The sequence below is a fragment of the Youngimonas ophiurae (nom. illeg.) genome (genome assembly GCF_049803795.1).
Lineage (GTDB): Bacteria > Pseudomonadota > Alphaproteobacteria > Rhodobacterales > Rhodobacteraceae > Thalassobius.
Genome location: NZ_JBNAGJ010000006.1, coordinates 100,547 through 126,256 on the forward strand (window position 1 = coordinate 100,547; position 25,710 = coordinate 126,256).

At 61.3% G+C, this 25,710-nt stretch carries 25 protein-coding genes; 22 read left to right on the top strand and 3 right to left on the bottom strand.

The window, feature by feature from the left end; all coding sequences use genetic code 11:
• Positions 1–49 precede the first annotated feature (49 nt).
• From ACP15O_RS13955 to mhpA (ACP15O_RS13965), 3 genes are all read left to right on the top strand, one after another.
• Positions 50–919 carry a beta-keto acid cleavage family enzyme gene (locus tag ACP15O_RS13955; RefSeq protein ID WP_425096724.1) on the top strand — a complete coding sequence of 290 codons (870 nt, stop codon included), beginning with the start codon at positions 50–52 and terminating at the stop codon, positions 917–919.
• The gene (locus tag ACP15O_RS13960; protein WP_425096725.1) at positions 916–1,524 is read left to right on the top strand and encodes a glutathione S-transferase family protein; all 609 of its coding nucleotides are present in this window, start codon (positions 916–918) and stop codon (positions 1,522–1,524) included. The genes ACP15O_RS13955 and ACP15O_RS13960 overlap by 4 nt, the downstream gene beginning before the upstream one ends.
• Positions 1,525–1,646: 122 nt before the next feature.
• Complete coding sequence (gene mhpA / locus ACP15O_RS13965) at positions 1,647–3,224, top strand: bifunctional 3-(3-hydroxy-phenyl)propionate/3-hydroxycinnamic acid hydroxylase MhpA (protein WP_425096726.1); 1,578 nt, start codon at positions 1,647–1,649, stop codon at positions 3,222–3,224.
• Positions 3,225–3,234: 10 nt separating this feature from the next.
• On the opposite strand, the gene ACP15O_RS13970 is transcribed toward mhpA (ACP15O_RS13965), so the two are convergent.
• Positions 3,235–4,011 carry a helix-turn-helix domain-containing protein gene (locus ACP15O_RS13970; protein WP_425096727.1) on the bottom strand — a complete coding sequence of 259 codons (777 nt, stop codon included), beginning with the start codon at positions 4,009–4,011 and terminating at the stop codon, positions 3,235–3,237.
• A 137-nt stretch (positions 4,012–4,148) separates the two neighbouring features.
• Between ACP15O_RS13970 and ACP15O_RS13975 the strand changes: the two genes are divergently transcribed.
• The 8 genes from ACP15O_RS13975 to scpB all read left to right on the top strand — a co-directional run bounded on the left by ACP15O_RS13975 (position 4,149) and on the right by scpB (position 11,847).
• Positions 4,149–4,676 (top strand): TRAP transporter small permease, encoded by a 528-nt coding sequence (locus ACP15O_RS13975; RefSeq protein WP_425096728.1) that lies wholly within the window; start codon positions 4,149–4,151, stop codon positions 4,674–4,676.
• A 21-nt stretch (positions 4,677–4,697) separates the two neighbouring features.
• Positions 4,698–5,999 (top strand): TRAP transporter large permease, encoded by a 1,302-nt coding sequence (locus tag ACP15O_RS13980; protein ID WP_425096729.1) that lies wholly within the window; start codon positions 4,698–4,700, stop codon positions 5,997–5,999.
• A 107-nt stretch (positions 6,000–6,106) separates the two neighbouring features.
• Entirely contained in the window at positions 6,107–7,102 is a 996-nt protein-coding gene (locus tag ACP15O_RS13985) for a TRAP transporter substrate-binding protein (RefSeq protein WP_425096730.1), read from the top strand.
• 159 nt (positions 7,103–7,261) lie between these two features.
• Positions 7,262–8,224: a VOC family protein gene (locus ACP15O_RS13990; RefSeq protein WP_425096731.1), complete on the top strand. Its 963-nt coding sequence runs from the start codon at positions 7,262–7,264 to the stop codon at positions 8,222–8,224.
• A complete protein-coding gene (locus ACP15O_RS13995) occupies positions 8,224–9,066 on the top strand; it encodes an acetoacetate decarboxylase family protein (RefSeq protein WP_425096732.1) in 843 nt (280 codons plus the stop codon). The genes ACP15O_RS13990 and ACP15O_RS13995 overlap by 1 nt, the downstream gene beginning before the upstream one ends.
• 83 nt (positions 9,067–9,149) lie before the next feature.
• Complete coding sequence (locus ACP15O_RS14000) at positions 9,150–9,995, top strand: fumarylacetoacetate hydrolase family protein (protein WP_425096733.1); 846 nt, start codon at positions 9,150–9,152, stop codon at positions 9,993–9,995.
• Between the two features lie 302 nt (positions 9,996–10,297).
• Positions 10,298–11,251 carry a DUF1403 family protein gene (locus ACP15O_RS14005; RefSeq protein WP_425096734.1) on the top strand — a complete coding sequence of 318 codons (954 nt, stop codon included), beginning with the start codon at positions 10,298–10,300 and terminating at the stop codon, positions 11,249–11,251.
• Entirely contained in the window at positions 11,248–11,847 is a 600-nt protein-coding gene (gene scpB, locus ACP15O_RS14010) for an SMC-Scp complex subunit ScpB (RefSeq protein WP_425096735.1), read from the top strand. The genes ACP15O_RS14005 and scpB overlap by 4 nt, the downstream gene beginning before the upstream one ends.
• Positions 11,848–11,894: 47 nt before the next feature.
• On the opposite strand, the gene ACP15O_RS14015 is transcribed toward scpB, so the two are convergent.
• Positions 11,895–12,272 carry a VOC family protein gene (locus tag ACP15O_RS14015; protein ID WP_425096736.1) on the bottom strand — a complete coding sequence of 126 codons (378 nt, stop codon included), beginning with the start codon at positions 12,270–12,272 and terminating at the stop codon, positions 11,895–11,897.
• 180 nt (positions 12,273–12,452) lie between these two features.
• Between ACP15O_RS14015 and ACP15O_RS14020 the strand changes: the two genes are divergently transcribed.
• From ACP15O_RS14020 to ACP15O_RS14055, 8 genes are all read left to right on the top strand, one after another.
• Complete coding sequence (locus ACP15O_RS14020) at positions 12,453–12,854, top strand: winged helix-turn-helix transcriptional regulator (RefSeq protein WP_425096737.1); 402 nt, start codon at positions 12,453–12,455, stop codon at positions 12,852–12,854.
• 149 nt (positions 12,855–13,003) lie between these two features.
• Positions 13,004–13,996 carry a nucleotidyltransferase family protein gene (locus ACP15O_RS14025; RefSeq protein ID WP_425096738.1) on the top strand — a complete coding sequence of 331 codons (993 nt, stop codon included), beginning with the start codon at positions 13,004–13,006 and terminating at the stop codon, positions 13,994–13,996.
• A 130-nt stretch (positions 13,997–14,126) separates the two neighbouring features.
• Positions 14,127–15,029: a LysR family transcriptional regulator gene (locus ACP15O_RS14030; RefSeq protein ID WP_425096739.1), complete on the top strand. Its 903-nt coding sequence runs from the start codon at positions 14,127–14,129 to the stop codon at positions 15,027–15,029.
• A gap of 121 nt (positions 15,030–15,150) precedes the next feature.
• Positions 15,151–16,314, top strand: a complete 1,164-nt coding sequence (locus ACP15O_RS14035; protein ID WP_425096740.1) for an ABC transporter substrate-binding protein — start codon at positions 15,151–15,153, stop codon at positions 16,312–16,314.
• Between the two features lie 64 nt (positions 16,315–16,378).
• Positions 16,379–17,362, top strand: a complete 984-nt coding sequence (locus ACP15O_RS14040; RefSeq protein ID WP_425096742.1) for an ABC transporter ATP-binding protein — start codon at positions 16,379–16,381, stop codon at positions 17,360–17,362.
• Complete coding sequence (locus ACP15O_RS14045; protein ID WP_425096744.1) at positions 17,359–18,312, top strand: ABC transporter permease; 954 nt, start codon at positions 17,359–17,361, stop codon at positions 18,310–18,312. The genes ACP15O_RS14040 and ACP15O_RS14045 overlap by 4 nt, the downstream gene beginning before the upstream one ends.
• Entirely contained in the window at positions 18,302–19,111 is an 810-nt protein-coding gene (locus ACP15O_RS14050) for an ABC transporter permease (RefSeq protein WP_425096745.1), read from the top strand. Before ACP15O_RS14045 ends, ACP15O_RS14050 begins: the two co-directional genes overlap by 11 nt.
• 29 nt (positions 19,112–19,140) lie before the next feature.
• A complete protein-coding gene (locus ACP15O_RS14055; RefSeq protein WP_425096746.1) occupies positions 19,141–20,565 on the top strand; it encodes a gamma-aminobutyraldehyde dehydrogenase in 1,425 nt (474 codons plus the stop codon).
• 135 nt (positions 20,566–20,700) lie between these two features.
• On the opposite strand, the gene ACP15O_RS14060 is transcribed toward ACP15O_RS14055, so the two are convergent.
• Complete coding sequence (locus tag ACP15O_RS14060; protein ID WP_425096747.1) at positions 20,701–21,339, bottom strand: TetR/AcrR family transcriptional regulator; 639 nt, start codon at positions 21,337–21,339, stop codon at positions 20,701–20,703.
• Between the two features lie 321 nt (positions 21,340–21,660).
• Here ACP15O_RS14060 and mhpA (ACP15O_RS14065) point away from each other — a divergent pair, with 321 nt between their 5' ends.
• The 3 genes from mhpA (ACP15O_RS14065) to ACP15O_RS14075 are packed head-to-tail and all read left to right on the top strand — an operon-like array spanning position 21,661 to position 25,680.
• Positions 21,661–23,307 carry a bifunctional 3-(3-hydroxy-phenyl)propionate/3-hydroxycinnamic acid hydroxylase MhpA gene (gene mhpA, locus ACP15O_RS14065; protein ID WP_425096748.1) on the top strand — a complete coding sequence of 549 codons (1,647 nt, stop codon included), beginning with the start codon at positions 21,661–21,663 and terminating at the stop codon, positions 23,305–23,307.
• 17 nt (positions 23,308–23,324) lie between these two features.
• Positions 23,325–24,383 carry a maleylacetate reductase gene (locus ACP15O_RS14070; RefSeq protein ID WP_425096749.1) on the top strand — a complete coding sequence of 353 codons (1,059 nt, stop codon included), beginning with the start codon at positions 23,325–23,327 and terminating at the stop codon, positions 24,381–24,383.
• A 31-nt stretch (positions 24,384–24,414) separates the two neighbouring features.
• Positions 24,415–25,680 (top strand): ABC transporter substrate-binding protein, encoded by a 1,266-nt coding sequence (locus ACP15O_RS14075; RefSeq protein WP_425096750.1) that lies wholly within the window; start codon positions 24,415–24,417, stop codon positions 25,678–25,680.
• Positions 25,681–25,710 lie beyond the last annotated feature (30 nt).

Below are 25,710 nucleotides of genomic sequence, written 5' to 3' on the forward strand. Positions count from 1 at the left end.
GCGGATGATACCCAAACCCACGAACCCGCGAAGAGGAGACCCGGTTCGCATGTCCTCTGTCATTTTGACTTGTGCCCTGCTGGGCAATTTCACCACCCGCACGCATAACCCTAACCTGCCCATTACCCCGGCCGAGATCGCGCAGCAGGCACTGGATGCCTGGCGCGCAGGGGCGGCGATTGTGCATATTCATGTGCGCGATCCGGGGACGGAACTGCCCTCGATGGAGGTGGCGCTGTACGCCGAGGTGGTGCAGCGCATCCGCGATGTGACTGACGAGCTGATCATCAACCTGACCACGGGCAATGGCGGGCGTTATCACCCGTCCGAGGACGACCCGGCCAAGGCCGGACCGCGCACCAACCTGCTGGTGCCCGAAAAACGGGTCGAACATATCGTGCAGATCCGCCCCGACATCGCCACGCTGGACTTGAACACAATGGTGTTTGGCAGCGAGGTGGTGATCAATACGCCTGCGAATGTGCGGGCCATGGCCGACATGATCTATGACGCCGGGGTGCGCCCCGAGGTGGAGCTGTTCGACAGCGGTGACATCGCCCTGATGAACGATCTGATCAAGGAGGGCAGCCTGCGCCCGGCGCCGCTGTGTTCGCTGGTGATGGGGATCAAATACGGGTTCCAGCCCTCGCCCGAGACATTGCTATATGCGCGCGGCCTGCTGCCCGAGGGCGCGATCTGGACGGGCTTTGGCACGGGCCGGTGGGCGTTTCCGATGCTGGCCATGTCGGCCATCGCGGGCGGGCAGGTGCGCATCGGGCTGGAGGACGCCGTGTGGCTGTCACGCGGTGAACTGGCTCCGTCCAACGCGGCGATGGTCACCAAGGGCCGGCGGATGCTGGAGGATCTGGGCTTTGATCTGGCCACCTGCGCGGAGGCGCGCAAGCGGTTGGCGCTATGATGCGGCTGTTTCATGCGCCTGGGTCGTGCTCGGACGGGATCGCATTTCTGCTGGAGGAGATCGGCGCAGAGTATGACGTGCAGATCATTGACCTGAAAACCAAGGCGCAGCTAACCCCTGAATATCGCGCGCAAAACCCCAAGGGCAAGGTGCCTGCGCTGCGGCGGGCGGATGGCTCGGTCCTGACAGAATTTCAGGCGATCGCGTTCTGGCTGGGGCGTGCGCATCCGCAGACGGGGCTGATCGGGGACGATCTGGAACAGCAGGCACGGATGCTGGAGATGCTGGATTTCCTGGTGGGCAGTTTGCATATGCGCGGCTTTACCCTGTTGAAAGTGCCTCAGAAATTCCTGGCCGATCCGGCAGGACAGGCCGCATTACAGGCCCATGGCCGCGCCGAGGTGGAGAAGGGCCTGGCCTATCTGTCCGAACGTCTGGGCGATCAGGAATTCCTGTTCGGACGGCTGAGCATCGTCGAGGGTGCGGTGTTTTACCTGCTGCGGTGGGCGGATCAGGGCGGGCTGCCGATGGCGGAAAACCTGCGCGCCTTGCTGGCACGGCTGCGGGCGCGCCCGGCGGCGGACCGGGCGCTGGCGCATGGCTGAGCGCGTTCACACAGCGAACGCGCGCCTACGAAACCGTAGCGGGCGGCGCGCGCGTTTCGTTCTTTAGCCGACAATGACAGACAGCCCGCGCAAAGCTGCGGGCGAGCGGAGGAGCACTAAACATGACCGCCTATCCCACCGAGATTCCCGTTGTGATCGTTGGCGCGGGGCCGACGGGCCTGACCACCGGGCTGTTGCTGGCCGAATACGGGGTGGACTCGATCATTCTGGAGCGCAACAGCGCCCCCATGGACATCCCTCGCGCCATTGTGCTGGATGACGAAGGGGCGCGCACCTTGCAGGTGTTCGGGGCGGACAAAACCTATGTCGCGGGCACAATCCCCGGCGAGGGCGCGGCCTATGTGGATGACGCTGGCACGACCTTTGCCAAGGTCGGATCGGGGCCGGAAACCTATGGTTTTGCCAAGCGGCATTTCATCAATCAGCCGGAAATGGAATACGCGCTGCATGACTGTCTGAAAACGACGGATCGTTGCTCGGCGCAATTCAACAGCGAGGTGCAAAGCCTGACGCAGGACGGCGAAGGCATCACCGTGGTGGTGCGGGGCGCTGACGGGGCCGAGCACAGCATTCGCGCGCAATATGTAGTGGCCTCGGACGGGGGGCGCAGCCCGATTCGGGAAAGCCTGGGCATTGCGATGCAGGGCTCGACCTATGCGCAGGACTGGATTGTGATCGACACGCTGAATGACCCGGATGAGGTGCGCCATTCGTGGTTTCACTGTTCCAATAAACGTCCCACGGTGTCGGTGCCCGCGCCTCATGGCGGCCGTCGGTACGAGTTCATGCTGCTGCCGGGGGAAACCCACGAACAGGTGCTTGAGGCCGATTTCGTGGCTGAATTGCTGGCGCCGTTTCGTACGATCACGGATGCCGATATTATTCGCAAAACAATTTACACCTTCCACGCGCGCATTGCCGACAAGTTCCGTGAAGGGCGCATTCTGCTGGCCGGAGACGCCGCGCATCTGACGCCACCCTTTGCCGGGCAGGGGATGAATGCGGGGCTGCGGGACGCGTGGAATCTGGCGTGGAAGCTGGCCTCGGTGGTGAAGGGCGGGGCGGGGGATACCGCCTTGGACAGTTATTTTGACGAACGGCGCGATCCGGCCTGGGCGATGATCCAGCTGGCCGTGGTGATGGGCGATATCGTGATGCCCATCGGCCAGGAGGAACTGGCCTTTCGCGAGCAATTGATGAAGTCCTTGGTGCCATTCCCGGCGGTGCAGGACTATTTCCTGAAAATGAAATTCAAACCCCGCCCGCGATATGACCGGGGCCTGTTTCTGGATCTGAAGGCGCAGGCCTTCGAGGCCTCGATCGTGGGTGAGATGATCGCTCAGCCCGATGTAGACACGGCGCAGGGCGTTCAGAAACTGGATATGCTGCTGGGCGCGGGCTTTGCGTTGATCGCGCAGGATCAGGCCGGAGCGGATGCTTTGGCGGGGTTGGTGCAGGATCAACTGGGCGGGTTGCCGCTGTCGAAAACGGTGCTGTCCTGGGGCGCGGTTGATCTGCGGGGCTTGCCGGGGGGCGGTACACAGGACGGGCGTGCGAAATCCCTGCGCACGCATCGTGATCAGATTTTGCTGGTGCGCCCGGATCGCTATGTCGCGGCAGCGATTGCGCCTTCGGAACTGGCGCGGGCTTTGGCCGATTATGCGGCGGTTCTGGCCTAAGCGCCGCCGCCTATATGGCGGCCGTGCGTGTCACCTCAGCCCCGATCATGTCGCAGGTGCGACGCAGACGGTGCGCATATTTGCGCACCATTTCGTCATAGCCGATGGCCGATTTCAGACACACCACCGTCAGCGAGGCAATCGGGCGGCTCTCTTGGTAGACAGGCATCGAGATCGAGCAGGTGTGCCCCTTGTATCCTTCGGTTCGGGTTCCGAACCCCTGGGTGCGGGTGCGGTCGATGATCTGCTGAATGGCGACGGGATCATGGGCCAGTTCGTGTTCGGGCTTGCCGGTTCGGCGCATCGTATCCAGCAGGGCCTCGCGTTCGTCATCGGGGCAAAAGGCCAGATAGGCGTGCCCGCCCGCAGTGTGCAGCATCGGGATCAGCTTGCCGACCATGCCCACGTCAAAGGAAAAAGGGCTGATCTTATGCGTGGTTTCGCGGATCTGCATCGCGGCATCGGCCAGCGTGACCAGATCCAGCGGCCACAGGATTTTCTTGCCCAGCTTGGTCATTTCGGGCATCGCGATTTGCCCCACCCAGGCCTTGTCCAGAAACCCCGAGCTCAGCAGATTGCACCGCAATGTCGGGTGCCAGGTATCGTCCGAGGGCGACTGGCTGACAAAGCCCATGCCCTCCAGTGTTTCCAGCAGCCGGAACACGGTGGCGCGCGGCAATTCCGTGTGGCGGGCAATGTCCTGCGTGCGCATCCCGTCTTGTTCATTCACCGCTTGCAGAATGTCGAGACCGCGCTCCAACGCACGAACGGGTTTGAAAACAGGCATTTGGGGCTCCTTAATGTTCATCTAGTGAACGATTCGCGCATCCAATTTGCACCGCTGCGACAAAATGTCAACAAACGCGCACATATGCGCCGGGGGCGGCTGTGGCCCGCCCCGACACGCATTCTGGGAGGAAAAACATGTACGACACGCTGCGCCGCCTGACCGAGCGGATGACTTATATTCTGGCCTTGGCAGGGTTTGCCGGGCTGCTGGTCCTGGCGATGATGGTCACGCTGGATATTCTGCTGCGGTTCTTTTTCGGCTACCCTTTGCAAGGGGTGAACGATGTCAGTGCCGTGGTGATGGCAGTGGTGATCGCGGCCTGTATTCCACAGAGCCTGATGCTCAAGCAGAACATCTCAATCGAAGTGCTGGGCAGCATGTCGCCGCAGGTGGTGCGCCTGCTACTGAACCTGTTCGCCAGTGCGGCTGTGCTGCTGTTTTTCGTGCTGATGGTGGGGCAATTCGTGCCCTATTCGGCGGCGATCACCGATAGCGGAGAAAAAACCTGGGTGCTGCAATGGCCTGTCGGCCCGTGGTGGTGGGCGGCGACGTGCCTTCTGTCGGTGGCGGTTCTGGCGCAGCTGGTGGTGACGCTGACCGATCTGCGCGCTTTGTTCGGGCTGGAGGGCCGCGCGCGCGGCGCTTCGGACGACATCCTGTAATCCTGACCGACGGAGAGAGCTATGGATCCGCTACTTATTGCCGGTATCGGCTTTGCCATGATGCTGGGGTTGATCGCGCTGCATGTGCCGATCGGGGTTGCCATGGGCTTTGTCGGGGTGACCGGCTTTGCCATGGTTGTGGGCTGGGGGCCGGCGCTGTCGTTGCTGGCTTCTGAACCGGCCTCGACGCTGACGAACCTGAACCTGGCGGTGATCCCGTTGTTCATGCTGATGGGGAATCTGGCTGCTGCGGCAGGGCTGGCCAATGACGTGTATAATATCGCCCATGCCTTTATCGGCCATCGCAAGGGCGGGCTGGCGACGGCAACGGTGCTGGGCTGTGGCGGGTTCGGAGCTGTCTGCGGCTCGGGCGTGGCGACAACGGCCACCTTTGGCCGCGTGGCCCTGCCCGAGATGTTGGAGCGCAAATACGATCCGTCGCTGGCCACAGGGGCGATTGCGGCGGGGGGAACGCTGGGGATCATCGTGCCGCCCAGCACGATTATCGTGCTTTATGCGATCCTGACCGAACAATTCGTGGTCGAGCTGTTCACCGCTGCCCTGATCCCAGCTGTTTTGGCGGTGATCCTGTATATGGGCGCCGTGCGGGCGACGATGATCTATAATCCCAATGCCGCCGCGACGATTGAAAAACTACCGATGAAAGAGCGGCTGGCCGCATTGCGCAAAGGATGGGGCGTTGTCGTTCTGTCGGTTGTCGTGCTGGGGGGGATCTATTCGGGGATCTTCACCGTGAACGAGGCAGCCGCCGTGGGCGTTGTGGTGGCGTTTATCTTTCTGGTCGCCCGCCACGGGTTCAACTGGAAGGAGCTGACCAGTGTTCTGGTGCAGGCCTCGGCCTCGACGGCGATGATCTATGTGATGGTGTTTGGGGCCACGATTTTCTCGTATTTCATGGCGATCACGGATGCGCCCTCGATCATCGTGAACGGCATTGCGGCGATGGACCTGCCGCCGATGGGCGTGATCGCGATGCTGCTGCTGTTGTACATCTTCCTTGGCGCGTTTTTCGACGAGGTGGCGGCGATGATCATCACGCTGCCTTTCGTGATCCCGGTCGTGCAGCATCTGGGTTTCGATCTGGTCTGGTGGGGTATCATCAACGTCATCGTGATTGAGATCGGCATGATCACGCCCCCCATCGGGATCAACGTCATGGTCCTGAACGCCCTGCGCCGGGATATCGGGCTTCAGACGATCTATAAGGGGATTTTGCCATTTTTCCTGGCCGACATCGTGCGGCTGGTGATCCTGGTCAGCTTCCCCTGGCTGACGCTGTGGCTGCCCAGCGTGCTGCTGTGAACCGCTGTTCACACAGTGGACCGTTACATCAAAACGCATCGGGCTGACACCCGGTGCGGCTACCTTCACCCCTCAGTAAACAACAGGACTTCCAGGGAGGAAACCACATGAAACTGATGAAACTGACTGCGGCGGCGATTGCGCTGTCCTCGACGATGGCCAGCGGTGCCTGGGCGGAAATGCTGCGCTTTTCCAGCTTTGAACCCCCCGTCGCGTTCCTGACCAAGAACGTCTTCCCCGAGTGGGCCAAGAACGTGTCCGAAGCCTCGGGTGGGGATGTCACGATCAAGATGTTCCCCGGCGGTACGCTGGGCCGTTCGCCCGCGCAGCAGCTGCAAATGGTGGCGGATGGGGTGGCCGATATTGCCTTTATCGTGCCCGGCTATAACCCCGGTGTGTTCCCCGGCGTGACCGTGGGCGAGCTGCCCTTTACCGTGACCAGCTCGCAGGCCGGTTCCGAAGCGATTTGGAGCCTGTTTGAACAGGGAATGCTGGAAGGCGATTTCGACAAGTTCAAAATCATCGGTATTTTCACCACCGCGCCGCAGACGATCGCGTCGAAATCGGTGATCAAGATGCCCGCCGATATGGATGGCAAGAACTTCCGCGCTTCCTCACCTAACCTTCTGGTCGCAATTGAAAAAATGGGCGCTGTCCCCGTGGGCGGAATCACCGCGCCGACCATTGCGGAATCCATCTCGCGCGGGTTGATTGATGGCTCGTTCAACGAATGGAACGCGCTGAAATCCTTCCGTATCATGGAAGCCGTCGACAATATTCTTGAGGTGCCGATGGGCACCAGCCCGCTGATGGTGGTGATGAACAAGTCCAAATACGAAGGCCTGTCAGAGCAGGGCAAAGCGGCAGTCGATCAGTTCTCGGGTGCGGCCTTTGCGACGGCCTTTGGGCAGGCGTTCGACGGGGTGAACAACGCTGTGCGTGCGGATGCGGTGAAGGCAGGCAAGCTGACCATCACCACCCCGGACGCGGCCACTGTGGCCGCCTGGAAAGAGGCGACTCAGCCGGCCATCGACCAGTGGATTGCGAATACCGAAAACGGTCAGGCGATCTATGACGCGTTCCTGGCCACAATGGGCGAATGATCGCATAAAATCAAGGGGCAAAGCGGGCGTTTCGGCGCCCGTTTTTTCATGCCGGCGGGACTGTTCCGTTCATTCGGTGAACCGGGCGGTTACCGATCTTGAGCGCCCCGCGCAAAACCCGCGTGATGGGGCTGGGAGTTTCACGCATTGGAGGGCGTTATGGAAATCAGGTCTTTAGGCTATATCGGGATCAATTCGACTAAGGGACAGGACTGGTCGGATTATGCAACGGGGCTGCTTGGGATGCAGCAGGTGGACCGAGGCGGAAAGACGCGCGCCTTCCGCATGGACGATCGCAAGCAGCGGCTTGTGGTAACCGGAGAAGAAGGCGAAGGCCTGGGTTTCATGGGTTGGGAGGTAGACAGCCCCGCCGCATTGGACGCCCTGGCCAGCCGCCTGGAAAACGCGGGCGTCGCGGTAGAGTTGGCCGGTACGGCGCTGACGGATGAACGGTTTGTCACGCAGCTGATCCGGTTCAAAGACCCCGAAGGCAACCAGTTAGAGGCGTTTTGCGGCCAGCACAGTACCGACGATCCTTTCGTGCCGGGCCGTCCGATCCTGGGGTTTGAAACGGGGGCTTTGGGCATGGGCCATGCGGTGCTGAAGGCACGCGATGCCACTGCGTTGCTGCCCTTTTATGTGGACCTGCTTGGGTTTCGTATTTCGGATTATGCGCTGGCTCCGTTTCCTTTGTATTTCTTCCATGTCAACGGGCGGCATCACAGCTTTGCCATGGTGGGGCTGGGGCATCAGGGGTTCCACCATTTCATGGTGGAATATCAGGCGCTTGACGATGTGGGGCAGGGCTATGATCTGGCCAGTATCGAAGAGGGGCGGCTGGCCTATACGCTGGGCCGGCACACCAATGATTATATGATGAGCTTTTATACGCATACGCCCTCGGGGTTTTTTATCGAAACCGGGTTTGGCGGGCGGGTCATTGATCCTGAAACCTGGGAGCCGCATGAAACATTCGACGGGCCCAGCCTGTGGGGCCACGACCGGACATATATGGAAGAGGCGCAGCGCAAGCGGCTGGAGGACATGCGGCTGGATCTTGCGCGGCGTGGCGTACGGGCACCGAACTGCCCGTGGCTGGATTCCGTTCGGGGGGGCGCATAATGGCGGGGTTTCGGTTCGATCCCAAGGCACGGTATCGGATGCCGGTTCTGTTCGGCCCAACCGTGGGGCCGCGACAGGGGCCGCATGGGCAGCGCTATGACGGGCAGGATGCTCCGTTCGAGGTGATGGGCGCGCGGTTCCTGTCCACGGCAGAGGCGCTTGAGCCGCTGTTACCGCAGGGGTTTGCGCTGGATGGTGATCCTGTTGTGACCGTGGAACACACGATCTTGCAGGATCTGCAATGGCTGGCCGGCCGGTCCTATTCGATGCTGGGCGTAAAGCTGCCAGTGGTGTTTACCGGCGCGGATGAGCTGCTGCGCGGCCCGTTGCTGACGGTGCTGTGGGAAAACCGTCCCGAACCCATTCTAAGCGGGCGCGAAGAGTTGGGTTTTAACAAGCTCTATGCCGATTTGCCCGCGCCTGAACAGGTGGGCACAACGCGCAGTTGCCGGGCGTCCTGGGATGGGCATGGGTTTTTCCGGATGCGATTGCACGGGCTGGCCCCGGCCAAGCCGCCCAAGGCCCCGGCCAGCGATGGCACGTTGCATTATGCCTATATGCCGCCGATGGGGCAGGACGGGCCGCATCAGTCCCGTACCCGTGTCATGCTAAGCCCCAGTCCGCCCGCCACCCCGTCGCGTATCGTGCAGTATCAAGCGGGCGAAGCCGAGCTGGAATTCACCCGCTCGACCTTTGATCAGGTTCCGACAATGTTTCATATTATCAACGCTTTGTCCGATCTTCCCGTGGTCGAGATGCTGGGCGGGTTTACGCTGTCCGGACGGGGCAAAAGCGATCTGGCCGAGCAGCGCATGGTGGCACAGCAGGCGTTCACTGAATGAACGATTTCTCCGTCTGGCTTTGTTGCCGGACTGGCTCGGATTAGGCCGGGCCGACCCTTTGAAACCCGCGAGGAGGACCCCAGATGCGGCTTGTGTCTTTTGAATTGAGTGATGGCAGCCAGGGCTATGGTGTATTGGAGGGCGATACGATCCGCGCCGCCGGTGCGGCTCTGAGTGCCAAATATGCGGATCTGCGCGCCGTTCTGGCGGCGGATGCAGTGCCCGAGATGGCCGTGGCCGATGGCACCGTTTATGCGCTGGCGGATGTGACGCTGCGCTCGCCTATTCCGAACCCGGACAAGATCATCTGTATCGGCCTGAACTATATGTCCCACATCAAGGAAACGGGCCGTGAAAAGCCCAAACATCCGTCGATTTTCACCCGCTACCCGTCGTCGGTTCTGGGGCATGATGTGGATCTGATCCGCCCCAAGGCCAGCCCTGATTTCGACTATGAGGGCGAGCTGGCCGTGATCATCGGCACAGAAGGCCGGCACATCAGTGCGGCCAATGCCTGGGACCATATCGCGGGTTACAGCGTGTTCAATGATGGCTCGATCCGCGACTATCAGATTCACACCAGCCAGTTCTGGCCGGGCAAAAGCTTTGATGACACGGGCTCGATGGGGCCTGCGCTTGTGACACGCGATGAAGTGCCTGATATCGAAGCGCAATCCCTGAAAACGCGTCTGAACGGCCAAGAGGTGCAATCGACCACCATCGACGATCTGGCGATCTCGATCCCAGAGATCATCGCCTATTGTTCGACGGTGACCAAACTGCTGCCGGGCGACATCATCGCCACGGGCACGCCGGGCGGTGTGGGCCGCTTCCGCGAGCCGCGTTTGTACATGAAACCGGGTGATGTCTGCGAGGTGGAAATCTCGGGCGTGGGTCTGCTGCGCAACGGAATTCGCGACGAATCCTGATCGCCTGAACACCCGATCGACCGTGTAAAAACAGCCACAGGACGCCGCGTGCTTTCTGTGGCTTTTCAGTTTCGTGCCAGAGCCGTGTTTGCCTGTCTTTATATCCGCCCGGCTTCTGGTATCTTGTCCAAGGCCTGGACAAAGAAGGGGCGCAGTTGCAGCAGGGGGGGCAACCTCTGGATTACGCCGGGCCTGCAAGAGAGCTCGGCTGGAACAGCGCTTGGTGAGCTTGCAAAGCTGGCGCGTTATTCACTGTAATCGGTGCGGTAGGCAACACCGTTCAGAGAGGCTAATGTTGCGGTATGACACAGCAGATGGCCACGCTCTTGAACCCGCTGAACACCCTGCCACAGACCCCCGGCTGGGTTCCCTCTTTTCGTGGGCAAACCCCTGAAAACATGGCCTTTCGGTCTGGGGCGGTGCTGCTGGTGCTGGACCAGTTGATTGGCGATGCCAGACATGGTGTGCCGGTGCCGCTGCTTGCGAACCGGCTGGCGCTGAGCGCGGCGACGGCGACCTCGAAACTGGAGGGACGGCTGGCACGAGAGACGGATATCCGCGACGCCTATCACCTGACGCCCCCCGGCGAGGCGCGGGGGCCGGATGGCGATCTGCTGGCCTTCTGGCGCCGATCCGTACGTCTGAGGGGCGGCCGGACAGATGCGCTGGAGGCTTTGATCGGGGCGGCGCTGGCGGCCGAGGCGCATGTCTGGCTGCACGAAGGCCACGAACGGGCCAGCACCCACGGCCCTCTTGCGGGGTGCGTGTCCGTTTTGCGCCGGGTGCTTGACGCTGATGACCGGGCCGAGCGCGTGGCCTGTTTGCTGTCGGACATTGTTCTGGCGCGGGCGCTGAACTGGCGGGTCGTGCTGCCGATCTCTGCAAGCCGGCTGACCAAGAAGGCACTGCGGGACCTGACCGCGCCGGGACCGGGGGGCGAACTGGCGGTTCAGGGGCGGATTCTCGATGCTGCCGAGGCGCTGATCCGGCAGGCGCGGGATTTGGCCCGCTATGCAGGGGCGCTGCGTTCCGTGGCGCCGAAGCTGCGGGCAAAGGGGGCGGCGGCGGCGGTCGAGCTGTTCCTGACCGAGGATGCCGTGGCCCCGGCCTCGATGCTGTCACCGCGCATTCAGGGGACGAACATCCCCATGACCGATCGCGCCGCGCGGCGGTTCTGCGACCGGCTGGTCGAGCTGGGCGTGGCCCGAGAGCTGACCGGGCGGCCCACGTTCCGGCTTTATGGGATTGCGCCATGACGGCCGCGAGCAGGAAGCGCAAACCGGCGGATGAGGGGGGGGCTGTCTTTGACCGCGAGCTTGATGATCTGCCTCAGGAACTGCGCTGGCGCGAATGGATGGGCCGGATCGAGGCAGTGCTCTTTGCCAGCGCCTCGCCCGTCGGGCGTGAAGACCTGGCGCGCGTGGTGGGGCAGGGGGTCTCGGTTGAGCTGCTGATCGAGGACATCCGGGCCCAGCTGACGGGTCGTCCCTATGAGCTGATCGAAGTCGCCGGCGGCTGGATGTTCCGGACGCGTCCGCAGTTTTCCGATGCCATCAAAGCGGCCGCCGATCTGGGCACGCCATCGCTGTCCTTTACCGAGATGGAGATGGGGGTGCTGTGCGCGATTGCCTATCATCAACCGATTGACCGGGCGGGGCTGAAGGACATCTTCGGAAAGGACGTCAGCCGCGACCTGCTGGCCCGGCTGCGCTATAAGGATTTGATCGCCTCTGGCCCGCGCTCTCCGCGCCCCGGAGCGCCGCATACATTTGTGACGACTGAGACGTTTCTGACCACATTCGATTTGCAGAGCCTGCGGGATTTGCCGGATCTTGAATTGTCAGAGAAATAATACGGGCCGATTGCGGGCAACCGGCACCAGCAGAAACGCAGGGCTGCCTAGGGGGCGCCTGTCAGATCCTCGGCCAGCATGAAGGCATTGCCATCCGGATCATAGAAGGTTGCTGTCTTGACCATGCCTTCGACGACATCGGTTGGACCGTCAAATTGCACCTTGGCCTGTTCCAGCTTTTGCCGTGCCGTGTCCAGATCGGCGACGCCGAAGACGGGGACGCAATTTCCGGGGGCAGGTTTCGTGTGTTCGCCCAGGCCTATCGTCACCCCGGTCGTATTGGTTTGCAGCTCTGACCATCCGGCCTCGTCTGCATGATAGATCGTGTCAAACCCCAGCATCGTTTTGAACCACTCGGCGCTTGCATGGCGATCGCTGACCGAAAACGAAATAGTGATGGTGTTGTCCAATGAAACTAGCGACATAGTATTTCCTTTGTTGTGAAATTATATTAACTATACATTATGGACATTAAGACACTTGTCAACACCACCTCAAGGGCCTGGACCATACCGATTTTGGCGCAGTTGCACGCGGGTGTCGCTGGGCGGCAGGCGCCGCTTCTGGCCGCCACTGGCGCAAGCCGGACGGCATTCGCGCAGAGCATGGAACATTTGATTTCTATAGGCCTGTTAGAGCGGAACCCCGGTTACGGCCACCCGCTGCGCCCCGAATTTCGCCTGACAAAACATGGTGTTACGGCTGCGACCATCGCCAGCAAAATCCTAAATGTCACCGCTGACGAGGATCAGGGCCTGTTGCGCCGGTCCTGGACGGTGCCGGTGCTGACGGCTCTCCACAGGCCCAGCCATTTCAATGAGATCAAGCGAAACCTGCACACGATTTCGGACCGGGCTTTGTCGCAGTCGCTGAAAACGATGGAAGCCAAAAACTGGGTGCAGCGGAATGTGGACGAGACCGCCCGCCCGCCCCGGCCGCTCTATCGTGCTGCGAACACTGGCGCGCTGGTCAGCCGGGTCACGGCGGCCGAGGTTCGCCTTCTCTAACCAGGTCTGAACCGCAGGTATTCCTGGGCGTTACGGATGGCCTTGACGATGCTTGCTCGCTCTTGCCTAGCAATTTATAGTTTTGATAGGTATATTATGCCAAGCAAAACCAGAAAGTGATAGGTATGGCCCCTCTCAGCAGTATCGCAATGAGCGCATACACCGATCTTGTGCGGCTTTTGAAGGACGATGCCCTATCCGGTGTCGAGGGCAAGCCGACGCTCAAAACCCGTGGGGATAAGGCCTATTGGTATGCGGCGCGCCGGGTCGGGCGGGCAATGCGCTTCTTCTATATTGGAGAAGATTCAGAGGAAACCCGCACCCGCATTGACCGTATCGAAGACCTGCGCGCCACGGCCAAAGAGCGTCAGGCCGAGCGGTCTCGTCTGGTTCGGCTGCTGCGCGCGGAGGGCATGACGCCGACGGATCGGGCGACTGGCTCGATCCTCTCGGCGATGGCCGGGGCGGGGACGTTCCGGCTGGGCGGTACGCTTGTCGGTACGAATGCGTTCCGGCTCTATGAGGGCGAGCTTGGTGTTCGCCTGCCTCTGGGCGGTATGGCCAATACCGGCGATATCGACATTGCCCAGTTCGAAAAGCTGAGTGTCGCGCTGCAAGATCAGGTTGATCCGGGGCTGGCGCAGACATTCTCGACCCTGAAATTCGCGCCTGTTCCGGGGCTTGACCGGGGGCGGACCTGGCGATGGGCGCAGGGGGGCAGCGGCCAGCTGGTCGAGTTCCTGACCCCTGCTTTCGGCCATGAAACCATCCGTGACCTGCCGGCCCTGGGCGTTTGTGCGCAGGCGCTGAACTATCTTAACTTTCTGATCGCCGAGCCTCTTCACGCTGCGGCCCTGTACCGTTCGGGGATCCTTGTTCAGGTGCCGCGCCCTGAGCGCTATGCGATCCACAAGCTGATCGTCGCCGATCGCCGCCGGGGCGGAGAGGGGCGGCTGAAGTCATCGAAAGATCGGGAACAGGCGGCCTTTCTTATTGAGGCACTGGCCGAAGACCGGCCCGATGATCTGTTCAGGGCCTATACTCATGCGCTGACTGTCGGCCCCCGCTGGCGCGCGCATCTTGGCAGCTCGCTGGATCGGATGGCGGGGACGAAAGCCATTCTTGAGGGGCTGGGGGCCTGAAAGTCGATGGCCACGGTGTTGTCGCGGGCTTGGGATGGGCCGCGCGGCGGATTGAAGGTGGCTTGCAAAGCGGCGGGCGGACGGGCAGAGATGGGGCTATCCCCCTCCCAGCCCGCAGCGGACAGGCCCGATGGCGTTCACATTCAAACAACTTAGGTATTTTGTCGCCGTTGCGGAAAATGGCACCGTGTCGGGCGCGGCCCAGGCCCTGGCGATTTCGCAATCCGCCGTCACCGAGGCGATCCGCGAATTGGAAACCGATCTGGGCGTGCCGCTCTTCACCCGCCATCCGCGCGGGCTTGATATCACGCATAAGGGGCATCAGTTTCTGCGCCACGCCACGGGGATTCTTGCGGGGGTGTCTGATGCGCGCCACGCGCTTACGCAAGAGGGTGAGGCCCTGACAGGGACGCTGCATGTTGGGGTGACATCGCTGGTGGCGGGCTATGTCCTGTCCGATATTCTTGCCCGTTTCCGCCGCGCCAATCCGCAGGTAGAGGTGACAGCGCTGGAGGATACGGGCGATTACCTGGAGCATCTTCTGGTCGGCGGCGAGCTGGACGTCGCCGTGATGGTGACAACGAACATGCGTGACCGCATGGCGCTGCACACCGAAATCCTTGATACCTCGCCCTATCAGCTTTGGTTGCCGAATGGGCATGATCTGGCGACGCGGCCCTCTGTGTCGATCGAGGATCTGACCGATGAACAGATGATTATGCTGCGCATCGACGAAATCGAAGAACCCACCCGGAAACTGCTCTCGGCGTTTGGAGCGCGTCCGCGGGTGGCGTTCCGCACCCGCTCGGTCGAGGCGGTGCGTTCCTTGGTGGCGACGGGGGCGGGAATCGCACTGCTGCCCGAGATGGTCTATCGGCGCTGGTCTCTCGAAGGTGATCGAATTGTGTCCAGAGATGTGTCCGGAAGCCTACCTGTTGTGCAGGTTGGAACCGTCTGGCGAAAGGGTGCACCGCTGAAACGGGTAACGCGTGAATTTATTCAGGCGGCGCAAACCCATAAAAACACAAAGTAATTTCTTGGTATCAATTTTTCCGATACCCAAAACCAGAGAATTGAATTTGTGAAACCGGGCAGAGTTTTACAGGCTTGAGCGCAAGGGAGTTTGAACTCCCGTCGCAACAGGGAAAGCCATTATGAAACAGATTTTCAAGGTATGCGTGTCGGGCCTTGCGCTCACCGCTGCCACCACCGTTCCGCTGCACGCCGCCGATATGATGACCGAACTGGGCGCGGGCGAAGGCACCGTTTCTATCGTTGCCTGGCCGGGCTATATCGAGCGCGGCGAAACCGATCCGGCCTTTGACTGGGTAAGCAAGTTCGAAGAGGCCACCAGCTGTAAGATCGAGATCAAGACCGCCAACACCTCTGATGAGATGGTCGCGCTGATGAACGAAGGCGGGTTCGATCTTGTGACGGCCTCTGGCGATGCGTCGCTGCGGCTGATCGCGGGCGGACGTGTGCAGCCGGTCAACACCGATCTGATCCCCAGTTGGGCGCGGGTCGATGACCGCCTGAAAGAGGCCCCCTGGCACACGGTCAAGGGCACGCATTACGGCACGCCGTTCATGTGGGGGCCGAACGTGCTGATGTACAACACCGAGGTGTTCGATGAGGCCCCGACCAGCTGGAACGTGGTCTTCGAGGAAGTCACCCTTCCCGATGGCGAAAGCAACAAGGGCCGGGTGCAGGCCTATGACGGGCCGATCTATGTGGCCGATGCCGCGATGTATCTGATGGCGCATCAGCCAGAGCTGGGCATCACCAGCCCCTATGAGCTGAACGAGGACCAATACGCCGCTGCGCTTGATCTGCTGCGGACCCAGCGCACGCTGGTGTCGCGTTACTGGCACGATGCCTTCATCCAGATTGACGACTTCAAGAACGAGGGCATGGTCGCCTCGTCTTCCTGGCCGTTCATGGTCAACCTGCTGAAGGCCGACGGTGTGCCGGTGTCCTCTGTGATCCCCGAAGAGGGCGCAACCGGCTGGGCCGATACGCTTATGCTGCATTCCGAGGCAGAGCACCCGAACTGCGCCTATATGTTCATGGAACACTCGCTGAATTCTAACCTGCAATCCGATCTGTCAGTGTGGTTTGGTGCCGTGCCGTCCGTGCCCTCTGCCTGTTCGGACGGATCGGGGATGCAGACCGCCGAGGGCTGCTCGGCCAATGGTCTGGACGATTTCGACAAGATCAAGTTCTGGCAGACTCCGGTGTCGCGCTGTGAAAGCCAGGGCACCTGCGTGCCCTATTACCGCTGGGTGTCCGACTATATCGGTGTGATCGGCGGCCGCTGATTTCACCCAATCAGCCCGGACCCTTGCCTCTTCCTGGGTCCGGGCTCTCTTTGAAAGACCAAAAATGACTGATGCCGTAACCTTCCGGGGCGTGTCGCGCCATTTCGGAACCGTAAAAGCCGTGGACGAGGTCGATCTGTCGATCCAGGACGGCGAATTCTTTGCCATGCTTGGGCCGTCCGGTTCCGGCAAAACCACCTGTCTGCGCCTGATCGCCGGGTTCGAGCAACCGACCGCAGGACATATCGAGATTTTTGGCGAACGCGCCGAGGGCGTGCCGCCCTATCTGCGCAACGTAAACACCGTGTTTCAGAACTATGCGCTGTTCCCGCACATGAACGTGCGGGACAACGTGGCCTTTGGGCTGAGGGTCAAGGGCATCAGCCGGGCCGAACGCCACCGCGCCGCCGAAGAGGCATTGGAGCTTGTCGAACTTAGCGGGTATGGCAACCGCCGCGCCGGAGAGCTGTCGGGCGGGCAGCGTCAGCGGGTGGCTCTGGCCCGTGCTTTGGTGAATAAGCCGCGGGTGGTGCTGCTGGATGAACCCCTGGGGGCGCTGGATCTGAAACTGCGCGAACAAATGCAGGAAGAGCTGCGTAAATTGCAGCGCGCGCTTGGCCTGACCTTTGTTTTTGTGACCCATGATCAGGACGAGGCCCTGTCGATGGCTGATCGTGTGGCGGTCTTTGCTGACGGTAAAATTCAACAGGTCGGCACGGCCGAGGACATCTACCGCCGTCCCGACACGCGTTTTGTGGCGGATTTTGTCGGCTCGTCCAATGTGTTGCCGGCCGATCTGGTCGGAGCGGGCGCGGCGGGGCAGTGGATTTCCCTGCGTCCCGAAGATGTGGTGCTGGACCCGGCCGGGCGCGAGGCCACGGTAACCGGCCGCTATTTCCACGGGCGCGTTACCAAGCTTTCGCTTGATCTGGGCGGGCAGAGCATCACTGCTCTGGTCTCTGCCCATGAGGCGGCGCCGGATGTGGGCGAAGTGGCAAAAATCTCGTGGGATCCGACGCGGGTGCATATCATGGGGCAGGGCGCATGAGCGATCTTACCTCAAATGCTGCGATTTTCGCCCCGCGTTCCGGCCCTCTGGCGCGCATGGTGGACTGGATCATCCGTCATCCGCGTATGTTCGTTTTCCTGTTGGTGCTGCCGATCACGCTGTGGCTGGGGATCGTCTATATCGGCGCGCTGATCGCGCTGCTGATCCAGAGCTTTTTCTCGATCGACGAGTTCTCAGGCATTATCGTGCATGAGTTCACGTTCAAAACCTATGGCGAACTGCTTAGGCCCTATAATCTGGACATCATCGTCCGCACCGTTGCCATGGCTGCTGCGGTTACCGTGGCGGCCGCCATTATCGCCTTTCCCATCGCTTATTTTGCGGCGCGGTATGCCACGGGAAAATGGAAGGCGCTGTTCTACATCGGGGTGATGCTGCCGCTGTGGTCAAGCTATCTGGTCAAGGTCTACGCCTGGAAACTGGTGCTGGCAAAAGAGGGCATTCTGAACTGGGTCTTTGCCAAGCTGCACCTGACCTGGCTTCTGGATGGCATTCTGTCGATCCCGGTGATTGGCGGCAATTCCCTGTCGGTCAGCTATACCGGCACCTTTCTGGTGTTTCTCTATATCTGGCTGCCCTACATGATCATCCCGGTACAGGCCGCGCTGGAGCGGGTTTCCAAAGACCTGACCGAGGCCGCCGCCGATCTGGGGGCCACACCAAAGCAGAGCTTTCGCATGGTGCTGTTTCCGCTGGCGCTTCCGGGTGTTGTGGCCGGGTCGATCTTCACCTTTTCCCTGACGCTGGGCGATTACATCGTGCCGCAGATCGTTGGCAATTCGCGCCTTTTCATCGGTCAGGCGGTCTATACCCAGCAGGGCACCGCCGGGAATATCCCGCTGGCTGCGGCCTTTACCGTGGTGCCGATCGTGATCATGGGGGTTTACCTTTGGGGCGCGCGCAAAATGGGGGCTTTCGATGCACTCTGATACCCGGTCACCTTTGGGCCTGAAACTGGCTGCTTTCGGAGGTCTGTTTTTCCTTCTGGCTCCTATCGCGCTGATTTTTCTCTATGCGTTTTCGACCGAGGAAAAGAGCTTTCAATGGCCGCCGCCCGGTTTCACGACGAAATGGATCGGCGTCACATTGGGCCGCAGCGATGTCTGGGAGGCCATGGCGCTGTCCGTCAAAGTCGCCGCGATTTCCACCGTTCTGGCGCTGATCCTGGGAACGCTGACAGCCGCTGCGGTGGCCCGGTCCAGGTTCTTTGGGCGTGAAACCATTTCGCTGCTGGTGATCCTGCCCATTGCCTTGCCGGGGATTATCACCGGGATTTCGCTGCGGTCTGCGTTTTCTCTTCTGGAGATTCCATTCAGCACCTGGACCATCGTTTTGGGGCACGCGACCTTCTGTATCGTGATCGTCTACAACAATGCGGTGGCCCGGTTCCGGCGGACCTCGGGGGCGCTGATCGACGCGGCGATGGATCTGGGTGCAGATGGGCTTCAGACGTTCCGGCTGGTGATTCTGCCCAATATCGCAACCGCTTTGCTGGCGGGGGGAATGCTGGCCTTTGCCCTCAGTTTCGATGAGGTCATCGTCACCACCTTCACTGCGGGCAATCAGACCACCCTGCCGATCTGGATGCTCGAAGAGCTTGTTCGCCCGCGTCAGCGCCCCGTGACCAATGTGGTTGCCATGGCTGTCGTGATCGTGACGATCCTTCCGATCCTGGCGGCTTATTACCTGACAAAAGACGGCGAACACACCGCCGGTTCTGAAAAATAAAGACCCGAATAATGAACAGGGAGACACCCATGGACACGCAAATGCTGATTGGCGCAAAGCTCGTTTCCGGCACCGAGACAGAGGAGAATATCCTCAATCCGCGCACGGGCGAGATCATCACCACCTTGCCCGAAGCCTCGCTGACACAGGTTGAAGAGGCCGTTTCTGCGGCAGAGAAAGCCTTTGAGCGCTGGTCGCGTACCACGCCTGCCGACCGTTCGGCCTATCTGTTGAAGATCGCGGACCGGATCGAGGCAGAGGCGGATACTCTTGCCGGGCTGGAATCGCTGAATTGCGGGAAACCCGGCCCCTTGGCGCTGGGGGATGAGCTGCCGGCGATTGTCGATTGCTTTCGGTTTTTTGCCGGTGCCGTGCGCTGCATGACCGGGCCGGTGGCCGGGGAATACCTGGAAGGGCACACCTCGATGATCCGGCGCGATCCCATCGGTATCGTTGCCTCTATCGCGCCGTGGAATTATCCGCTGATGATGATGGCGTGGAAAATTGCGCCGGCGATTGGTGCGGGCAATACGGTGGTGTTCAAACCGTCCGAGCAAACCCCGCTGACGGCGCTGGCCATGGCGAAAATCTTTGCCGATGTGCTGCCCGAAGGCGTGGTGAACATTATCCTCGGACGGGGCGAAACCGTTGGCTCTGCGCTGATCAACCATCCGAAAGTGGCGATGATTTCGCTTACTGGCGATATCGCGACCGGGCGTAAAATCCTAGAGGCCGCGAATAAGACGATCAAACGCACGCATCTTGAACTGGGGGGCAAGGCCCCGGTCATCGTGTTCAACGATGCCGATCTGGAGGCCACGGTCGAGGGGCTGCGCGCGTTCAGTTTCTACAATGCGGGGCAGGATTGCACTGCGGCGTGCCGTGTCTATGTGCAGGGCGAAATCTATGACAAATTCGTCGCCGATCTGACGGCCACCGTATCGGATATTCCCTATGGTCAGCAGGACGATAGCCTCAATGAAATCGGCCCGCTGATTTCACTGCGTCAGCGTGACCGGGTGGCCAGCTTTGTGGCCCGCGCGCGCGAGGCCAACCATATCGAGATCACAACGGGCGGCGAAATTCCCGACAGTCCGGGGTATTACTACAAACCGACGGTGGTTGCGGGCGCGCTTCAGACCGACGAGATCGTCCGGCGCGAGGTTTTTGGCCCCGTGGTGTCCGTGACCCGTTTCGACGATGCGGACGAGGCCATCACATGGGCCAATGACAGCGATTATGGCCTGGCCTCGTCGGTTTGGACGAAGGACGTTTCGAAAGGGATGCAGGTGGCCTCAAAGCTGCAATACGGCTGCACCTGGGTGAACACGCATTTCATGCTGGCCAATGAGATGCCGCATGGGGGCATGAAGCAATCGGGCTATGGTAAGGACATGTCGTCCTATGCGCTGGAGGATTACTCGACGGTGCGCCATGTGATGATCGCGCATTAAGGGGCTGACACAGGTCCGTTAAACACTGTGGGTCCAGCGCCTTTGGGGCTGGACCATGCGTCCAAGGGCGGCCGCACACAGGATGCCGAGGCTTTCTTATGTGCCAGCGGGCCCGCCCGGACGCATTGCAAATTCCTATGTCTGCGGCAGTTCGGGGCGGGGTCTGGCGGCCAGCTCGATGGCGGCATTCGTTCCGATTCCCGTCATGCACAGCAGCCGGGCGATGATCTGCTCTTTGCTGCCAGAGGGGATGGTGCCGTTGGTGATGCCCAGGCTTGCCCCGATCAGCGCGTGCGTGGTCATGCGCCAGACCAGCTCGGCATTGGCGACTTCGAACCGCCCGGCCTGAGAGGCCAGCCGCATATCGCGGATCGCGAACGGGCCCATTTTGCGAAACATTGCGTCTGCGATCACCTCTGATCGGTGCAGCATCTGGGCCCACCGGGAATCCTCGGTTGCGGTGTCCAGAACGGTGCGGATGCCGAAGGCATAGACCTGCGCGGGGTCTTCGAATGTGTTTGTGATTTCCTCGATGCGCAGCGCCAGATCGTGCATCAGATCCTCCAGAACGGCGATGGCCAGCTCGTCCTTGGACTTGAAATAATTGTAGACCGTCCCGGCCCCGACATCGGCACGTTCGGCGATTTCAAGCATGGTTGTGGAGTCCACGCCCTTCTCGGACATGATGTCTCGTGCGGCCTCGATCAGGGCGGCGCGGTTACGCCGTTGCCTGCGGGCGACGCGTCCTTCGGTGGGTTGGGCCTTCTGTGCCATGATTCCTCGTGCTTTGCTCATACCCGAATCATATTCATTTTTGAGCGCAGTCACAATTACATCAATGCAACTGACGTATCTCTGATCAGGAGAGGATTCGGATGCGATAAACTCCAATCAAGCTACTGATATATAACATAAAAATTCCTGAAATCCGGGCAGGGATGCAGGGGAAAATAATGACGATTATTCAAACTTGACGATGATTCATTTTTACTACAGCCTTTAGGAAATCCAGCTGGAAGGACGGACCGGCGGGAATGGGACTTAGGTTGGCGCCCCCTTTTGGGGAAGGGGCCACCGGCGCGAGGAGGAGAAAGAATGAGCGTTTCATCCGCGAAGGATAGTTTTGACACCGATGTGGCCATTGTGGGCGCAGGGCCGGTGGGGACATTGCTGGCGATCCTGCTGGGGCAGCGCGGCAAGAAGGTCACCTTGATCGAGCGTTGGACAACGCATTACGGACTGCCGCGCGCTGTCACCTATGACCACGAGATCGCGCGGATTTTCGCGACTCTGGGTATCGATTCCGAAAACGACGATGCGATCAGTTTCCATGACGAACTGTATTATTGGAAAAACCGCGACGGTCAGAACCTGAGCATCGTTGACTGGCAAAGCCAATCGGCCAGCGGCTGGCGGGTGCGTTACTGGTTCAATCAGCCTCTGATGGAAAAACGTCTGCTGGCGATCGCGGCGACGCTGCCCGATATTACCATCCTGCGCGGCTGGGAAGGTGTTGGCCTTGAGCAAGACAGCGAAGGCGTCACCCTGTCGCTGAAACAAAACCCCGAGGAATACGGCTCGAATGGCGAGCATAAGGTGATCCGGGCCAAGTTCTGCGCCGGGACCGATGGGGCAAACAGTTTCGTGCGGGAAAGCCTGGGCATCGAAAACGAGGACAAGGGCTATTTCTTTGACTGGCTGATCCTCGATATGATCCCGAATTTCGATTATGTCGCCGCCAGCGCGCCCGATCCGGCACAGTGGCAGCTGTGCGACCCCAAACGCCCGACCACCATCGTTCCCGGTGGTCCGGGGCCCGATCCCAAAGGTCCGGCCCGCCGCCGTTGGGAATACATGCTGCTGCCCGGCGAAAACATTGACGAAATGCAAAAGCCCGAAAAAGCATGGGAACTGCTGGCGCCGTGGGGCATCACGCCCGAGAACTCCGAGCTTGAACGCAGTGCTGTCTATCGGTTCCAGGCCCGCTGGGCCAAGCAATGGAACAAGGGGCGCTGCATGATCGGGGGCGATGCGGCCCATCTGATGCCGCCCTTCGCAGGCGAGGGCATGTGCGCCGGGGTACGCGATGCCGTGGGCATGGCCTGGCGTCTGAACGGGGTGCTTGAGGGCAAATACGGGCTGGATGTTCTGGACAGCTACACGACCGAGCGCAAAGAGCACGCCAAGCATTACATCAACTTCAGCCAGGAACTGGGTCAGATCATCTGTATCGCGGATGAACAAGAGGCCGCCGAGCGCGACGCGCGCATGATTGCCGAACTGGCCGAGCGCAACAACGCGCCGGTGCCCACGGATATCTGCCAGCTGGGGCAGGGGGCCTGGTGCGCGGACAGTGCTCATGCCGGGGAACTGGCGGTGCAGGGCGTTGTCGAGGCGAACGGCAAACGGGACCGCTTTGATCAGGCCGTGGGGCAGGGCTGGGTTCTGCTGGGCTATGAGGCCGATCCGGCGCAGGCCATCACCGAAGAACAGCGCGCCCAGCTGGCAGCACTGGACGGGATGACGGTGCAGATCTGCGCCCCCGGCGGTGCGTGTGACGTGGTGGATGCCCAAGGCACCTTCAAGGCATGGCTGGACGAGATTGACGCCAAATACGTGCTGATCCGCCCCGATTTCTATGTCGCGGTGACGGCCAACAGCCCCGAGGCATTGCAGACGCGTTTTGCCAAGGTGATGAAAGAACTGCATCTGACCGGCGCTCCGGCGCTGGCGGCCGAGTAACCGGGCCGCCGATCATGATGACAGCCTTCACATGTAACCTGAACCCTGCCCGGATCGTGTTCGGGCAGGGGGCTCTGACCAAGGTCGCCGAGGAAATCCGCAGCCAGGGCTGCGCGCGGGCGCTAATCCTTTCGACGCCGTTTCAGGCGGCGGATGCGCAGGCGTTGGCGGCGGATCTGGGCGATCTGGCGGCGGGCGTTTTCGCGCAGGCCGCGATGCACACGCCCGTTTCTGTGACGCAACAGGCGCTTGATGCCTATAAGCAGGCCGGAGCCGATTGCGTTGTGGCTTTGGGGGGCGGGTCTACTGTCGGCCTGGGCAAGGCGATCGCCTATCGGAACGATTGTCCGCAGATCGTGGTGGCAACGACCTATGCCGGGTCCGAAGTGACGCCGATTCTGGGCCAGACCGAGGACGGACTGAAAACCACGCTGCGGGACGCCCGCGTACTGCCCGAGGTCGTGATCTACGACCCGGCGCTAACATTGGGCCTGCCGGTCGCGATGAGCGTGACCTCGGGTCTGAACGCGATGGCTCACGCGGTCGAGGCCGTCTATGCGCAGGATCGCAACCCGGTGTCCTCGCTACAGGCGGTCGAGGGCGTGCGGGCGTTGCGCGACGCGCTGCTGGTGATCGTAGAGCAGCCGCAGGACATGGCCGCCCGCGCGCAGGCGCTGTACGGATCGTGGCTGTGTGGGACGGTGCTGGGCACCGTCGGCATGGCGCTGCATCACAAGATTTGCCACACGCTGGGCGGCTCGTTCGATCTGCCCCATGCCGAAACCCACGCGATCATGCTGCCGCACACAGCGGCCTTCAACGCCTCCGCAGCCGAGGCGGAAACCCGGCCCCTGGCGGATCTGTTCGGGGGGGATCTGGGCGCCGGCCTATGGGACTTTGCCAAGCGATTGGGTGCGCCTCTGGCGTTGAAAGATCTGGGCCTGCACGTGGCGGATCTGGACAGGGCCGCCGATCTGGCCACGCAAAACCCCTATTGGAACCCGCGCCCCGTGGAGCGCCCGGCAATTCGGGCCTTGCTGCAACGCGCCTGGGAGGGCGCGCGGCCAACGGAGTGATCAAACACAATCGCATCAGGGAGGAGACAAGATGCTTACCAGACGTACACTGCTTAAAACCGGGGCTGCCGCGGCAGCCAGCACCCTGGCCATGCCGGCCCTGGCCAAGAACACGCCAATCAAGATCGGCTATGTTAGCCCGCAATCGGGGCCTCTGTCGGCTTTTTCCGAGGCCGACGACTATATGATCGCGCAATTCACCAAGACGGCGGCGGCTCAGGGCCTGAATGTCGAGGTGGTGGTCAAGGACAGCCAGTCCAACCCCAACCGCGCCGCCGATGTGGCGCGTGAACTGATCGTCCGCGATGAGGTGAACCTGATCTGCGTTGCCTCGACGCCGGAAACCACAAACCCTGTCTGTACCATCGCCGAAGCCGAAGAAGTGCCGGTGATTTCCTCGGTCGCGCCGTGGCAGCCGTGGTTCATCGGTCAGCAGGGCAATCCGGGCGATCCGGCCAGCTGGCAGGAATTCGATTATGTGTACCACTTCTTCTGGGGGCTGGAGGATAACGTCAGCGTTTTCCTGAACATGTGGAACAGTCTGGATACCAATAAGGTGCTGGGCGCGCTGTGGCCCAATGACGGCGACGGCAACGCCTGGTCTAGCGGTGTCGGAATGCCACCGGCTGCGGCTGCGGCGGGCTATCAGGTGATTGATCCGGGCCGGTATCAGAACCTGACCGACGATTTCAGCGCGCAGATCAACGCGTTCAAACAGGCGAATGCCGACATTTTCACCGGCATCCCGATTCCGCCGGATTTCACCACGTTCTGGACGCAGGCACGCCAGCAGGGGTTCACGCCCAAGATTGCCTCGGTTGCCAAGGCGCTGCTGTTCCCCGAAACCATCGGGCAGCTGGGCGATCTGGGCCATAATCTCAGCTGCGAGGTCTACTGGACCCCGGAATTCCCCTACAGCTCGTCCCTGACCGGCGAAAGCAACCGCGATCTGGCCGCCGGGTTCGAGGCCGCGGCAGGTCGCCGCTGGACCCAGCCGGTGGGCTTTACCCATGCGCTGTTCGAGGTGGCCGCCGATGCGATCAAACGCGCGGATGACCCCACCGATGGCGACGCGCTGGCCGAGGCCGTGGCCGCAACGAACCTGAACACGGTGGTCGGCAACATCGGCTGGGGCAAGGATAACCTGCCGCCTTTTGCCCGCAAGAACGTGGCCAAGACCCCGCTGGTGGGCGGTCAATGGCGGCGTCAGGACGATGGCAGCTATGACCTTGTGATCGTCGAAAACGGCAACGCCCCGGACATTCCGGTGGGCGGCGCTTTCGAAGCCATCGCCTGAGGTCAAGGCATCGGCGGCGGTGGTGCCGCC

Bases quoted from the DNA above. Each gene is read 5' to 3' on its own strand.
- ACP15O_RS13985 (WP_425096730.1), top strand. From the start codon at position 6,107: ATGAAACTGATGAAACTGACTGCGGCGGCGATTGCGCTGTCCTCGACG.
- ACP15O_RS14035 (WP_425096740.1), top strand. From the start codon at position 15,151: ATGAAACAGATTTTCAAGGTATGCGTGTCGGGCCTTGCGCTCACCGCT.
- ACP15O_RS13970 (WP_425096727.1), bottom strand. From the start codon at position 4,011: ATGCCTGTTTTCAAACCCGTTCGTGCGTTGGAGCGCGGTCTCGACATT.
- ACP15O_RS14055 (WP_425096746.1), top strand. From the start codon at position 19,141: ATGGACACGCAAATGCTGATTGGCGCAAAGCTCGTTTCCGGCACCGAG.
- ACP15O_RS14075 (WP_425096750.1), top strand. From the start codon at position 24,415: ATGCTTACCAGACGTACACTGCTTAAAACCGGGGCTGCCGCGGCAGCC.
- ACP15O_RS14025 (WP_425096738.1), top strand. From the start codon at position 13,004: ATGAGCGCATACACCGATCTTGTGCGGCTTTTGAAGGACGATGCCCTA.
- ACP15O_RS13975 (WP_425096728.1), top strand. From the start codon at position 4,149: ATGTACGACACGCTGCGCCGCCTGACCGAGCGGATGACTTATATTCTG.
- ACP15O_RS14030 (WP_425096739.1), top strand. From the start codon at position 14,127: ATGGCGTTCACATTCAAACAACTTAGGTATTTTGTCGCCGTTGCGGAA.
- ACP15O_RS14015 (WP_425096736.1), bottom strand. From the start codon at position 12,272: ATGTCGCTAGTTTCATTGGACAACACCATCACTATTTCGTTTTCGGTC.
- ACP15O_RS13995 (WP_425096732.1), top strand. From the start codon at position 8,224: ATGGCGGGGTTTCGGTTCGATCCCAAGGCACGGTATCGGATGCCGGTT.
- ACP15O_RS13990 (WP_425096731.1), top strand. From the start codon at position 7,262: ATGGAAATCAGGTCTTTAGGCTATATCGGGATCAATTCGACTAAGGGA.
- ACP15O_RS14000 (WP_425096733.1), top strand. From the start codon at position 9,150: ATGCGGCTTGTGTCTTTTGAATTGAGTGATGGCAGCCAGGGCTATGGT.
- ACP15O_RS14045 (WP_425096744.1), top strand. From the start codon at position 17,359: ATGAGCGATCTTACCTCAAATGCTGCGATTTTCGCCCCGCGTTCCGGC.
- ACP15O_RS14050 (WP_425096745.1), top strand. From the start codon at position 18,302: ATGCACTCTGATACCCGGTCACCTTTGGGCCTGAAACTGGCTGCTTTC.
- ACP15O_RS14060 (WP_425096747.1), bottom strand. From the start codon at position 21,339: ATGGCACAGAAGGCCCAACCCACCGAAGGACGCGTCGCCCGCAGGCAA.
- mhpA (WP_425096726.1), top strand. From the start codon at position 1,647: ATGACCGCCTATCCCACCGAGATTCCCGTTGTGATCGTTGGCGCGGGG.
- ACP15O_RS13955 (WP_425096724.1), top strand. From the start codon at position 50: ATGTCCTCTGTCATTTTGACTTGTGCCCTGCTGGGCAATTTCACCACC.
- ACP15O_RS14070 (WP_425096749.1), top strand. From the start codon at position 23,325: ATGACAGCCTTCACATGTAACCTGAACCCTGCCCGGATCGTGTTCGGG.
- ACP15O_RS14040 (WP_425096742.1), top strand. From the start codon at position 16,379: ATGACTGATGCCGTAACCTTCCGGGGCGTGTCGCGCCATTTCGGAACC.
- ACP15O_RS13960 (WP_425096725.1), top strand. From the start codon at position 916: ATGATGCGGCTGTTTCATGCGCCTGGGTCGTGCTCGGACGGGATCGCA.
- ACP15O_RS14020 (WP_425096737.1), top strand. From the start codon at position 12,453: ATGGAACATTTGATTTCTATAGGCCTGTTAGAGCGGAACCCCGGTTAC.
- scpB (WP_425096735.1), top strand. From the start codon at position 11,248: ATGACGGCCGCGAGCAGGAAGCGCAAACCGGCGGATGAGGGGGGGGCT.
- ACP15O_RS13980 (WP_425096729.1), top strand. From the start codon at position 4,698: ATGGATCCGCTACTTATTGCCGGTATCGGCTTTGCCATGATGCTGGGG.
- mhpA (WP_425096748.1), top strand. From the start codon at position 21,661: ATGAGCGTTTCATCCGCGAAGGATAGTTTTGACACCGATGTGGCCATT.
- ACP15O_RS14005 (WP_425096734.1), top strand. From the start codon at position 10,298: ATGACACAGCAGATGGCCACGCTCTTGAACCCGCTGAACACCCTGCCA.